The sequence below is a fragment of the Propionivibrio sp. genome, from assembly GCF_047602565.1.
Classification (GTDB): Bacteria; Pseudomonadota; Gammaproteobacteria; order Burkholderiales; family Rhodocyclaceae; genus Propionivibrio.
Genome location: NZ_JASGGX010000001.1, coordinates 1,359,268 through 1,371,387 on the forward strand (window position 1 = coordinate 1,359,268; position 12,120 = coordinate 1,371,387).

Sequence of the window (12,120 nt, forward strand, 5' to 3'; positions counted from 1 at the left end):
GGTATTTCGCTCCGAGAAGCGTTGCCCCGCAGACCGTCAGAATTACGACGAACGCCAGCTTTCTGTAACGAGAACTTTGATTTCTAAAGGTTCACGCACGCCCGACTGCAATTCCCGGTCAAAGTAGATAAATTGACCACGCGCTCGACCATACGTTGCGTCCAAGTGTTACGTATCAGCGCCTGCTCTGCTCTGGCACGAGTTGGGTAATACTCGACCGATTCCCGTGAAAAGGGCAATCCGTCTTTGTGGGTCCCAACATAAAAACCTTCTCCAGTTTCCAGAATTTCCAACGAAAGCTCTTCCCCAAAACGTAGGGCGATTTTTCCAATCCTACTGGCTTGTCTCATTCGTTTTCCTCAGTTAGCCGCGAGTTCAACTGCACCGCATCGAACGTGATCGATGGCAATGAGTATCCAACGCCGCCATAATTTATAAAAACGAATTAAAATTATTAAATAAATCAGATTTTCTGACCAATATGAAAAAACTGGACTTGGACGTACTGAGCATGCTGGTAGCAGTGGCCGATAGTGGCAGTTTCATTGCTGGTGCCGAGCAGGTACACCGCTCGCCATCTGCACTCAGCATGCAGATCAAGGCGTTGGAAACGGCATTGGGAAAGCCCTTGTTCATTCGCACCACACGTAATCTGGCGCTAACGCCGGAGGGCCATACTTTGCTCGGTTATGCGCGCCAGATGCTCGCGTTGCGCGATGAGGCATGGGCGGAGATGGTTCGTCCGGAGGTCAGAGGCCGTGTACGCATAGGAATGCCGGATGACTATGCGTCATCCCTGCTGCCACCGGTATTAAGGAAGTTCTCAATTACCTATCCGAGAGTCGAGATTCAGGTAATTGGTCGGCCCAGCCATGAGTTGGCATCGCAAATAAAGGACAACTCTCTCGATCTGGCGTGCATAACCAGAACCAAAGGCTGTCCCGGAGAGTTCATCCGGTTGGAACCTATGGTATGGACCGGGTCGTCGGCAAGCCGACCCGTATGGAAAGAACGGCCATTGCCCATCGCTGTGTTTTCGGAAGGCAGTGTCGCCCGTGCCAACGCCATCGAAGCCTTGCAGAATGCCCGCATTGCCTATCGTATGTCATACGAAAGCCCGAGCATTCAAGGACTGCTGAGCATGGTCGATGCCGGCCTGGCCATAGCCCCGCTGGCACGTTGTAGTGTGCCTGCCCATTTGATTCCTCTTGGGCCTAGTGACGGATTGCCTTCCCTGGCTGGACTGGAAATGGTGCTGGCGCGCAGCGCCCAGTCCGCAAAATCCCCTTGCGACTTCCTCGCCGAATTGATTTTTCAGGAACTGAAGCAGTGAAACGTTTCGAACCGCCCAATCAATGCCTCCTGCGGCGATGGAGCGCCGCACTGACGAGCAGGCTGGAGACCGTTGCCATGGTGTAGACGAGGACGGGATTCAACACCGGCAGACCGAGCGCCACGACCGAAAAGAAACTCATAAACGATGAGGAACCGAGCACGATGCCTCGCAACAGATTGGTCGCGTGTCCGTACCCCGCTTGCCGATGGGTGAAGGTGCTGAAAATCAGGACGAAAACCGGAAACGGAGCGAGCAAACCACCCAGCGTTGAGCCGAGGTCCCGAGATAACGTCGTCATCCCAAAGACGAATACGGCCGACAGCAGCATTCGTACCGGGATATCCCAGACTGGAGGCCGGGGTAAGGGTGTCAGCACGTGGACCGGCCGCATGATCCGAAGCAGCAACAGTATGGTCGAGATCAAAAGCAGCAGTGCTGTGGGCAGAGTCCAGGTGATCGCGCTCCATAGGGACGTCGAAGCGGCAAACGTCAGAATTCCGAGCGCAGCGCTGGTCCAGCACGCCATGCCTTTTCGGGCCGCCGCCCAATAGGCCAGGCAGAACAGACAGGTTGAAACCTGACCGACCAGATTGGACGTGGCGGCCTTTGCGGCAAATGCCGCTCCTTGTTCCCAGGCGACTATGGTGGAGATCGGTCCGGTCAGAAGGGGAATTCCGATCAACAGGCCAACGAGCGCGGTTCCGTACCTCCGGGTTGCCCAGGTCAGGGCCGCAATGAGGATCGGCGCCGTGAAAAGCTTGAATAGGAGGATCAATTGGGAATCGGCGCGGCAACCGGACGTACGCGAAGGGGAAGGAGAATAGTACATAAAGCCCCTGCGCGGTGAATCTGGCACCCGCGCCAACAGGACGCCGTGATCAAAGCCGGTCTCCTTCGTGGCAATGGCGCCCGCCAAGCCGATAGCGGCGGGAAAAGCCGTCAGGGCCGGAGGTTCGCGGTCACCCGATGACGAAACTGCCCTTCAGCCCGGCTCCGACATTCTGAGCGTTTTCACCAGAAGGCCGAACAGGTTATCCACGGCTTTCGAGCCCCGCGATTCGCGGCTGCGGTAGGCGGCGACTTCCATGGGTTCGAGCGGTCCCAGGCCGTGCTCGCTGCCCAGGATCAGCAAGTCTCCGGGCGCGCTGCATTGGGTCAGCACCGCGACGGCCAGGCCGCTGTCGACGGCGGCGATCTGCCCGGCCAGGCTGGAACTGTTGTAGACCACCTTGTAGCGGCGTCCCTGTTGTGCCAGCGAATTGATCGCGCTGCGCCGCGCGAGGCTCGTGTCCTCGTACACCGCGATCGGCAGCGGGTCGCGCCGCCACAGTTCGAACTGCGGCGAACCCACCCAGACCATCGGTTCATGGAACAGCAGGGTGCCGCGCCGGGAATGGTCGCGCGACACCAGGGCCAGATCGAGGTCGCCGCGCGCCACGCGCGGAATCAGCGCGGTGGATTGCTCGCAGTTCAATTCGATCTCGACACCGCTGTATCTGGGCGCGAAGCGTTTGAGTACGGGGGTCAGGTACTTCGCCGCGTAGTCGTCGGGAACCCCGAGCCGCACCCGGCCGGTGAGCTCTTCTCCGTTCGGGGCGATCTGCGCCTCGGCGTGCAGATCGAGGATGCGGCGCGCATAACCGAGCAGCAACTGCCCGTCCGCGGTCAACTGGAGCTTGCCGGCGCCCCTGTCGAGCAGCCGGCGCCCCAGCGCGCTTTCAAGCTTCTTCAACTGCATGCTGACCGCCGACTGCGAGCGATAGACCTCCCCGGCCGCGCTCGACAGGGAGCCCGCATCGACCACGGCGACGAAGCATTTGAGCCAATCCAGTTGCAAGTCTCGCGGGATCATGTGCTCTTTTCCACTTTCGTTTATCGAATGCATGTGTTCAGGATTATGCGCTTTCCGTTTGCCTGATTGCAGCACAAACTGCGCCGATGAATACGCACCGACACCTCCAGGAAGCAGCCTCCGGCCGTGCCACGCCCCAAAAGAACTCGAACACCCGTGGGAGCGCGGCGGGTGCGGCCCCTTTCCTCCTGGGCAATGCGCTGCTGGGCACCATCGGCGTCTTCGTCCATCAGGCCAATACCGATCCATTGACCGCCACCTGGTTTCGCTGTGCTTTCGGTTTGCTCGGCCTGACGGCGTGGCTGCTGTCGCGCCGGCAGACACGCTTCCTGCGCCTGACCAAAGACGACGGCCCATGGGTGCTGGCCGCCGGCATCCTGATGGTGCTGGCCTGGGGACTGTTCTTCGCGGCGATCGAGCGAACCTCCGCAGGCGTGGCGATCGTGCTGTTCCACTTTCAGCCGCTGTGGGTCCTGCTGCTGGGTTCCTGGTGGCTGAGGGAACCGATCGGCCGGCAGCGCATCGCCTCGGTCTGCGCGGCGATGCTGGGGCTGATCCTGGCGGCAGGCGTCCTGGAACACACATCCCTGTCCGGGGGAAACGGAACGCTCCGGACGGGTTATTGGCTGGGCGTCGGCGCATGCCTGATCGGCGGTCTTTGCACGGCGCTGGTCACGGTCATCGCCAGGCGCCTGCGCCACGCCCCCGCCGGAATACTGGCCTGGTGGCAATGCGCGGTCGGCGCCCTGGTGCTGTGGGTGTGGCCGATGGCACGGGGTTGGCCTGACTGGGGCCTGTCATGGGGGTGGCTGGCGGGCTTGGGCCTGATACACACGGGTCTGGCCTACACGCTGATGTACGCGGGCATGGCCCGCCTGAACACCGGCCGCATCGCGGTATTCCAATTCGTCTATCCCGCGGTGGCCATCATGATCGACTGGCTGTTGCTTGATCAGCGCCTCAGCGGCATGCAGCTGTCCGGCATCGCGCTGATGGCCGCCGCCATCTGGTTCGTCGAGCGGCCTGCGAGAGGATGAGAAAACCCCGGAACGTGCCTGCCTCCAGCCCACCGTCGCGCGGCGTTGTACAGGGAAATCGCCGAGAGGAACACGCATACCTGGATCTTCCGCCGGTAATTCCTGTCCGGCCGTGCGAAGGGTGTTTGGGCGGCCCGGGCCGGCCGGGCGGCGGTTATGCGAGAATTCCCTCCTCGCAACCGCGCGGTGACCCCATGGACCGGATCGACAAGGAAATACTGGCGCTGCTGCAGGAGAACGCCGACCTGCCCCTCTCCGAAATCGCCGGCCGCGTCAAGCTGTCCTCCACGCCGTGCTGGCGGCGCATCCAGCGCCTGGAGGAACAGGGCTACATCCGGCGCCGGGTCGCGCTGCTCGATCCGGGCAAGCTGAACGTCGGGGTGACGGTCTTCGTCCTGCTGCGCACCAGCCGGCACAACCAGGAATGGTTCGAAAAGCTGCGCGCCATCGTCGACGCCATCCCGGAAGTCGTCGATTTCTACCGCATGAGCGGCACGATCGACTACCTGCTGCGCGTGGCCGTGCCCGACATCGCGGCCTATGACGCGGTTTACAAGAAGCTGACCAGCAACATCGAGATCTTCGAGGTCAGTTCGAGCTTCGCGATGGAAGAGATCAAGCACACGACGGCCCTTCCGCTGAGCTACATCGATCCGGACGAGCACCCCTGAACGCCCGGCGGCGCCGCCGTCGCGGGCGGGCCGGCGATCAGCAGTGCTTAGCCATGATGATCTCGATGATCTGCCGGTCGGTATGCGCCATGCTCCCGTTGGCCAGAGCGCAGAGGTTGGTGATGGACTGGTCGACGCCATCCGCCACGATGCCTTCCTGCCCGGTCACCCGCGCATCGTCGAGCGCCATCAGCACCGCCTTGTAGGCCGAACTGGCCGACGTCGACACCTTCATCGCGCAACTGTTTGACGCGCCGTCGCAGATCATCCCGGCCAGGTCGCCGATCATGCTGCAGATGGCCATGCTCACGGTCTTGAAGTCCCCGCCAAGCAGCCGGGCCATCCCGGACGCCGCGCCCATCGCCGCCGTGGTGACGGCGCACAGCGCGGAGAGCCGGGGCAGCTTGCCGTGAATGTAGATGGCCATCAGGTGCGACAGCGCCAGGGCGCGGGCCAGCGCCTCGTCGCCGGCCCCGACGTGCTCGGCGACCACCACCACCGGCAGGGTGGCGACGATGCCCTGGTTGCCGGAACCGGAATTGCTCATCGCCGGCAGCGTGGCGCCGCCCATGCGCGCGTCCGAGCACGCGGCGGAGCGCATCACGACGCGCGTCTGCAGATCGTCGGAAAGCAGCCCCGAATCGACGTTGCGGCGCAGGGTGGCGCCGATGTGCAGGCCGTACCCGCCGCGCATGCCTTCCTCGGCCAGCCGCGCGTTGAGCCGGGCGGCTTCGAGGATGAAGGCGATTTCGCCGAACGGCGCCGCAACCGCGAAATCGAAGATGTCGGCGGCCGTCGCACCGTCCGGCATAGGGTCCGGCGCGCAGCCGTCCGAGCCCGGCTCGGCCTTGAACAGGATCTCGCCGTTCTTTTCGACGAGAACGACGCCGGTATGCGAATCGGCGATGCAGACGCGCACCCGGTCGTCGTTGCGGAACAGGCGGACCTCCGCGTAAAGGATGTGCGGCACCGCGGCGATGCCCACGTCCACGCGCTTCTCCGCCAGCATCCGCTTGCCCGCGGCCACCGCGTCGGGCGACAGTTGGCGCAGCACCTCCAGGCCGCCGTCCGGATCGCCGCCGAGCGCCCCGACCGCCGCGGCGATCGGCAGCCCGAGCATCCCCGTGCCGGGAACGGTCACTCCCATGCCGTTCTTCATCAGGTTGGCCGAGACCCTGGCCTCGATACGCTCCGGCGGGCCGTCGAGATGCCTTGCGGCGATGGCCGACGCCAGCGCCAGGGAAACCGGCTCGGTACAGCCGAGCGCGGGCACCACTTCGTGTTTGAGGGCCTTGAGAAACGCGGGCCACAGCAGCGTCTGGGGGGTCAATTCAAGTTCCTCATGAGGATTTCAGCAAGGCCGCCCGGCGGTAATAGTAGAAAAATAATACTTCTTTGATATAAAACTTAACAATATTTATTTTTAAAATAAAAAATATTAGTAATATTTTCTGCAATACAAGATATCACGGCATTTACATGCCAACAGAAGCCTGAATTCGCAGGCCTGTTGAAAAAATATTCCGCACGGGAAGAGGAAACGGCGGGCCAGGCAAAGCACGATTTCGTGAAGACAGCGTCGTCCCGGCGCCAGCCGGGACCCAGTTCGTGCCCCGCAAAACTGGATTCCGGCTTGCGCCGGAATGACGGCACGGGTACCTGAGTCTCACCTATGGATTCCATGAACATTCGTGCGATTGCCCCGAATTGCGCATTGACGTCCTCCCGACAACCTCCTAAACTTGGCATGACAGGTTTCAGAAAACCAACGGGAGGAGAAACCATGAAGCATGTCGGAACAGCCGCATTTGCAGGAGTGATCTGGATGGCGGCAGCGGGTGCCGGCGCAGCCGAGTCGGTCAGCGCCTACTGCTCGATGTCGCAGGTCGATTGCGAAACCATCACCAAGGCGTTCACCGCCGATACCGGGATCGAGGTCAAGTTCATCAGCCTGTCGGCTGGCGAGAATCTGGCCCGGATCAAGGCCGAGAGGAACAATCCGAAGACGGCGGTCTGGATCGGCGGTTCGGCCGACGTTTATATCCAGGCGGCCAGCGAAAGGCTGCTGGAACCCTATGTCGCCAAAGGCGCCGACAGGATCGACGCAAAATACAAGGACCCGCAGAATTTCTGGACCCCGACCTCCTGGGCGCCGCTCGGCATCGAGTCGAACAGGAAACTGCTCAAGGAACTCGGCATCGGGGCGCCGGCGAGCTGGGAGGAGTTGACCAACCCCGCCCTGCGCGGTTCGATCGTGCTGGCGCATCCCGCCTCGTCGGGCACCGGCTTCGCCGTGCTGGCCACGCTGGTCCAGGCCTATGGCGAGGAACGCGGTTTCGCGCTGATGCGGGACATCGCCAAGAACGTCGCGCAGTTCACCAAATCGGGCGGCGCGCCGGCCAACATGACGGCGCTGGGACAGGCCGCGGTCGCCGTATCGTACGTCATGGATATCGAACTCGCCCGCAGCAAGGGCTACGACGTCGAGGCCACCTTCCCCGCCAGCGGCACGGGCTACGGCGTCAACGCCGTGGCGCTGATCGCCAACGGCCCCAAGGCGCAGGCGGCCAACGCGCGGGCCTTCGTGGACTGGATTCTGACCGAGAACGGCCAGAAGGCCGTTGCCAAGTCGTTCTGGCGTCCCGTCGTGCCGGGCGTGCCGAACGAGAACGCCATCGTTGACACGTCGAAAGTCAAGCTGATGAACTATGACGCCTTCTGGGCGGGTGAGAACCGGGCGCGACTGCTACAGAAATTCGAGGCCGAAATCAGCAGCCGCGCGCAGGCCAAATGAGCTTCGCCGGAACGGCCATGCCGGAAGCCCTGGCCAATGCGCGCCGGGAGCCGGCGCGCTTCCTCGTCTTCGCGCTCCTGTGGGCCGGCGTCTTCCTCTTCGCGGCGGTGCCCGTCCTGGCGGTCGTCCGCCAGGCGGCGTCCGGCGAGGACGGCCTGGACGCCGCCGCCCTGTGGGGCTATCTGAACCAGGAAGTGGTGTGGCGCGCTTTCCGGAACTCCGTCGCCCTGGCGCTGGCCACGGGCATCACCTCGACGCTCGCGGGGTTCATCCTCGCCTACACCGTGACGAGGACGACGGCACCCGGCCGCCGGCTGTTCCATCTGCTCGCCCTGCTCCCCATCGTGGCGCCGCCCTTCGTCCTGGCCCTGGCGATCATCCTGCTTTTCGGGCGCTCGGGGCTGATCAGCAGCGCGCTGCTGGGAATCCGCGGTGCGGACGTTTACGGCTTCGGCAGCCTGCTGCTGATCCAGACATTGTCGTTCAGTTCGCTGGCCTATCTGAACATCCGGGGAATGCTGCTGGCGATGGACGCCTCGCTGGAGGATGCCTCGCTTTCGCTGGGGGCATCCAGCTGGCGGACCTTCCGCAAGATCACGCTCACGCTGTGCGGCCCGGCGGTGGTGGTTTCGTTCATCCTGGTCTTCGTCCGCTCGCTTGAGGATTTCGGCAATCCGATGCTGATCGGCGGCAACTACACGACGCTCGCCGTGGAGGCCTACACGCAGATCACCTCGATGTACAACATGAGCGCCGGCTCGGTGCTGGCGCTGGCGCTCCTGGTTCCGTCCATGAGCGCCTTCCTCGTCCAGCATTACTGGACGCGCAGGAAATCCTACGTCACCGTCACCGGAAAACCGGGGCGCGAACCCGTGCGCAACGACCATCCGCTCGCCGTCGGCGGCCTCACGCTCCTCTGCGCGCTGATCACCGGCGCCACGCTGCTGCTCTACGGCACGGTCTTCGCGATCTCCTTCATGCGCACGGTGGGCGCCGACAGCACCCTGACGCTGGCGCATTACCACCACATTTTCGACTCCGGTTTCCGCTCGCTGCGGAACTCGATCGAACTGGCGCTGATCGCGGCGCCGATCACCGCCTTCGGCGGCATGCTGGTGGCCTATCTGCTCAACGGGCGCGCCTTGCCGGGCGCCGGCGGCCTGCGCTGGCTGACCCGGCTCGCCTTCGCCGCGCCGGGAACGATCGTCGGCATCGGCTTCATCCTGGCGTTCAACGGGCCGCCGCTCGAATTGACCGGAACGGCGATGATCATCGTGGCCGCGATGGCCATCCGCAACATGCAGGTCGGCATCGACGCCGGCGAGAACCAGCTGCGGCAGGTCGACCCGTCGATCCAGGAAGCCTCGCAGGCGCTCGGCGCCTCGGGCTGGCGGACCTTCTGGCGGATCAGCTTTCCGCTCATGCTGCCCGCCCTGTTCACCGCGCTGGCCTATGCGTTCACCCGTTCGCTGATCACGCTGAGCGCCGTGATCTTCCTGGTTTCGGCCGACTGGACACTGGTCACGGTGACGATTCTCGGCCAGATCCAGTCTTCCGCGCTCAGCACCGCGGCCGCCTATTGCGTGCTGCTGGTCGTGGTGGTGCTCGCCGTCCTGGCCGCCACCTCGCTGATCCTGAATTTCATCGGCGGTAAAAGGAGGAATGCCTAGTGGCCAGCGTGACGTTCGCGGGTGTGAGCAAGCACTATGGGCGCCCGCCCCAGAAAGCGGCCGTGTCGGAGCTGGATCTGACCCTGGCGGAGGGCACGCTGGTGACGCTGCTCGGCCCGTCCGGCTGCGGCAAGACCACCACCCTGCGCATGCTGGCCGGGTTCGAGCGCCCCAGCAGCGGCCGCATCCTGATCGACGGCAGCGACGTGACCGACAAGCCGGTCAGACAGCGGGACGTCGGCATCGTCTTCCAGAACTACGCGCTCTTCCCGCACATGACGGTGCGCGAGAACGTCAATTACGGCCTCGAAAGCCGCGGGCCGCTGACGCCGGAACTGCGGCGCCGCATCGACGACATCCTCGCGCTAATGAGTCTCGGGGACTATGCCGACCGGGCGCCGAACCAGCTGTCCGGCGGCCAGCAGCAGCGCGTCGCGGTGGCGCGGGCGGTGGTCACCCGCCCGCGCGTCCTGCTGTTCGACGAGCCGCTCTCCAACCTGGACGCGCAGTTGCGCGAGCGCGTGCGCGACGATCTGCGCGCCATCCAGCAGGATCTCGGAATCACCAGCCTCTACGTCACGCACGACCAGTCCGAAGCCCTGGCCATTTCCGACCGGGTGGTGGTGATGAACCAGGGCCGGGTCGAGCAGGATGCCGAGCCGGAGATGATCTATGCGCGGCCGGTGAGCGAATTCGTCGCCCGCTTCATGGGCCGCGCCAACATCATCCGCGCCCGCATCGCGGCGCTTTCGCCGCTGGCCGATCCGGACGTCCTGCGGGCGAACGTCGCCGTCAACGGGCTCGAATTCGTGGCGGACGGCTGGCGTGGCCACCTTGCCGGCAAGTCCGTCGGCGACCTCGTCACCTGCGTGATCCGGCCGGAATCGATCGCGATCGGACGCGACGCCAGTGGCCCGGCCTTCCCGGTCGTGCGAAAAGTCTTCCAGGGAATGCAGACGGAATACCATTTCGATTTTTCCGGGGACGGGCTCCTCGTGTTCGACACGAGCAAGGCGACACCCCTGAAGCCCGGCGATCGCGTGCCGCTCGATCTCTCGGCGGCGAAGGCCTGGATCGTCTCCGAAACAGGAGGAACGCCGGCGTGAATATCTACGAAGCGGCGGTCGTCGAATTCGCGCGGCTCGGCGGCACCCTGGCGCGCGCGGCGTTCCAGGCCGAACGGAGAATGGAAGCGCAGGAGAAGGCCGGACATTTCGACATCGTCACCCAGACCGACCGTCAGGTCGAGATGGCGATCATCGAATCGATCGAAAAGCGTTTCCCGCACTCCCGCATCCTCGGCGAGGAAGGCGGCATGCGCGGCGAGGGCGAGCTGCTCTGGATCATCGACCCCATCGACGGCACCAGCAATTTCGCCTCCGGCCTGCCGATCTTCGCCACGACGCTGCGGGTCGAGGATCGCAGCGGTCCGCTCGCGGCGGCGACATACGACCCGATGCGGGACGAGTTGTTCTCCCTCGCCGGCGACACCTTGCGCTGCAACGGCACGCCGTGGCGCTGGGACGACCAGCCGCTGGCGCCGGCCCACGGCGAACTCCTGACCAACGCGCCCTACGAGGGCGCGCCCCTCGCGGGCGTCGAACTCGAACGCTTCTCGCGTTCGCTGCGGCGGTTCAGGGCGGTGCGCCGCCTCGGCTCCTGCGCCCTGCACGTCGCCTATGTCGCCGCCGGCAGGGCGGCCGCGTGCTACGAATACAGTTTCCATCCCTGGGACATCGCCGCCGGCCTCGCCTTCGCGCAGGCCTCGGGCTGCCGCTTCTTCGGCGCGGACCGGCAGGGCCGCCTCGTCGACGACCCGGTGCGCGACCCGCTGAATGTCGCGCGCATCCTGGTCAGCGCCCCCGGTTTGCATCTCGATCCGGCCGACTACGGAATCGGCCCCTGACCGCGCCGCCGGCCCGGCGGCTATTCGTCGATATCGCCCGAGATCGAAAAGTCCAGGCGGCTGCTGTCGCCGCGATAGGAGGCGCGGGAATATTCCAGCGCCCGCCCCGCCGGATCGTAGTGGACGCTGAGCAGCATGAGCAGGAAAGGAAAGTCGCCGAGCGCCATCAATTCGATTTCCTCCGCCGCAGCCGCCCGCACTTCGACGCTCCGATCCGCCTTGGCCACCCGCGTGCCGTATGTCCGGAAGATGACATGCAGGGGCGTCGTCGACGCGTCGCTGCGGGACACCTGCTCGCCCAGCGGCAGCGGAATATAACTCTCGATCCGGACCCAGGGCGTCTCGTTGGCGAGACGGAGCCGTTCGAGATAATAAACGCGCGTACCCGGCGCGATACCGAGCCGTTTGGCGATCTCGCCGGGCGCCTTGCGGAAGCCGCTGCGCAGGATCCTGGTCGTGAAGGCCGTGCCGCCACGCGCCACCATCTGCGTGTAAAGCCCCTTGAGCGTGAAGCGGTTGCCTTCGGTCCCGGCATGCTCCGCCAGGAACGACCCCTTCCCCTTGACGCGAAAGATCAGCCCATCGTTCTCCATCCCCTCCAGCGTTTGCCGCACCACCGCGCGGGACACCGAATACAGCTCGCACAAGCCGGCTTCGCTGGGCAGCGCGTCGTAAGGCTTGAGCCCGAAAGTGTCGATGGAACGCAGCAACTCCTCGCGCAATCGCTCGTGCTTCGTGCCCCCCTCGCGCACCGCGAGCGGGAAGGCGCTGCCTCTGTCCTTCCACATCCGGGCCGCGCGGCGCGAATTGACGAGCAGGTTCTGCTGGCTGGCGTTCATACATGCACTCTGGGA

General features: G+C 64.3%; 11 protein-coding genes. 7 read left to right on the forward strand and 4 right to left on the reverse strand.

The features are described from left to right. Nucleotides 1-481 precede the first annotated feature (481 nt). The gene (locus QM701_RS06220; protein WP_415166223.1) at nucleotides 482-1,333 is read left to right on the forward strand and encodes a LysR substrate-binding domain-containing protein; all 852 of its coding nucleotides are present in this window, start codon (nucleotides 482-484) and stop codon (nucleotides 1,331-1,333) included. Nucleotides 1,334-1,352: 19 nt separating this feature from the next. Here QM701_RS06220 and QM701_RS06225 read toward each other — a convergent pair whose 3' ends face one another. Next, nucleotides 1,353-2,111 (reverse strand): hypothetical protein, encoded by a 759-nt coding sequence (locus QM701_RS06225; protein ID WP_415166224.1) that lies wholly within the window; start codon nucleotides 2,109-2,111, stop codon nucleotides 1,353-1,355. A gap of 207 nt (nucleotides 2,112-2,318) precedes the next feature. Beyond that, a complete protein-coding gene (locus QM701_RS06230; RefSeq protein WP_415166225.1) occupies nucleotides 2,319-3,188 on the reverse strand; it encodes a LysR family transcriptional regulator in 870 nt (289 codons plus the stop codon). 86 nt (nucleotides 3,189-3,274) lie between these two features. Here QM701_RS06230 and QM701_RS06235 point away from each other — a divergent pair, with 86 nt between their 5' ends. Further along, a complete protein-coding gene (locus QM701_RS06235; RefSeq protein ID WP_415166226.1) occupies nucleotides 3,275-4,225 on the forward strand; it encodes a DMT family transporter in 951 nt (316 codons plus the stop codon). A 194-nt stretch (nucleotides 4,226-4,419) separates the two neighbouring features. Further along, nucleotides 4,420-4,896 carry an Lrp/AsnC family transcriptional regulator gene (locus QM701_RS06240; RefSeq protein ID WP_415166227.1) on the forward strand — a complete coding sequence of 159 codons (477 nt, stop codon included), beginning with the start codon at nucleotides 4,420-4,422 and terminating at the stop codon, nucleotides 4,894-4,896. A 37-nt stretch (nucleotides 4,897-4,933) separates the two neighbouring features. Here the strand turns inward: QM701_RS06240 and QM701_RS06245 are convergent, their stop codons facing one another. After that, a complete protein-coding gene (locus QM701_RS06245; RefSeq protein ID WP_415166228.1) occupies nucleotides 4,934-6,226 on the reverse strand; it encodes a serine dehydratase subunit alpha family protein in 1,293 nt (430 codons plus the stop codon). Nucleotides 6,227-6,721: 495 nt separating this feature from the next. On the opposite strand from QM701_RS06245, the gene QM701_RS06250 reads away from it, so the two are divergent. From QM701_RS06250 to QM701_RS06265, 4 genes are all read left to right on the forward strand, one after another. Continuing rightward, a complete protein-coding gene (locus tag QM701_RS06250; protein ID WP_415166229.1) occupies nucleotides 6,722-7,690 on the forward strand; it encodes an ABC transporter substrate-binding protein in 969 nt (322 codons plus the stop codon). After that, complete coding sequence (locus QM701_RS06255; RefSeq protein WP_415166230.1) at nucleotides 7,687-9,360, forward strand: ABC transporter permease; 1,674 nt, start codon at nucleotides 7,687-7,689, stop codon at nucleotides 9,358-9,360. Before QM701_RS06250 ends, QM701_RS06255 begins: the two co-directional genes overlap by 4 nt. Nucleotides 9,361-9,422: 62 nt before the next feature. After that, nucleotides 9,423-10,466 carry an ABC transporter ATP-binding protein gene (locus QM701_RS06260; protein ID WP_415166231.1) on the forward strand — a complete coding sequence of 348 codons (1,044 nt, stop codon included), beginning with the start codon at nucleotides 9,423-9,425 and terminating at the stop codon, nucleotides 10,464-10,466. Then, entirely contained in the window at nucleotides 10,463-11,266 is an 804-nt protein-coding gene (locus QM701_RS06265; RefSeq protein ID WP_415166232.1) for an inositol monophosphatase family protein, read from the forward strand. Before QM701_RS06260 ends, QM701_RS06265 begins: the two co-directional genes overlap by 4 nt. Nucleotides 11,267-11,286: 20 nt before the next feature. On the opposite strand, the gene QM701_RS06270 is transcribed toward QM701_RS06265, so the two are convergent. Further along, nucleotides 11,287-12,105, reverse strand: a complete 819-nt coding sequence (locus QM701_RS06270; RefSeq protein WP_415166233.1) for a GntR family transcriptional regulator — start codon at nucleotides 12,103-12,105, stop codon at nucleotides 11,287-11,289. Nucleotides 12,106-12,120 lie beyond the last annotated feature (15 nt).

Coding starts and splice junctions, on each gene's coding strand:
- QM701_RS06220 (WP_415166223.1), top strand. CDS start 482: ATGAAAAAACTGGACTTGGACGTACTGAGCATGCTGGTAGCAGTGGCC.
- QM701_RS06230 (WP_415166225.1), bottom strand. CDS start 3,188: ATGATCCCGCGAGACTTGCAACTGGATTGGCTCAAATGCTTCGTCGCC.
- QM701_RS06235 (WP_415166226.1), top strand. CDS start 3,275: ATGAATACGCACCGACACCTCCAGGAAGCAGCCTCCGGCCGTGCCACG.
- QM701_RS06240 (WP_415166227.1), top strand. CDS start 4,420: ATGGACCGGATCGACAAGGAAATACTGGCGCTGCTGCAGGAGAACGCC.
- QM701_RS06250 (WP_415166229.1), top strand. CDS start 6,722: ATGGCGGCAGCGGGTGCCGGCGCAGCCGAGTCGGTCAGCGCCTACTGC.
- QM701_RS06255 (WP_415166230.1), top strand. CDS start 7,687: ATGAGCTTCGCCGGAACGGCCATGCCGGAAGCCCTGGCCAATGCGCGC.
- QM701_RS06270 (WP_415166233.1), bottom strand. CDS start 12,105: ATGAACGCCAGCCAGCAGAACCTGCTCGTCAATTCGCGCCGCGCGGCC.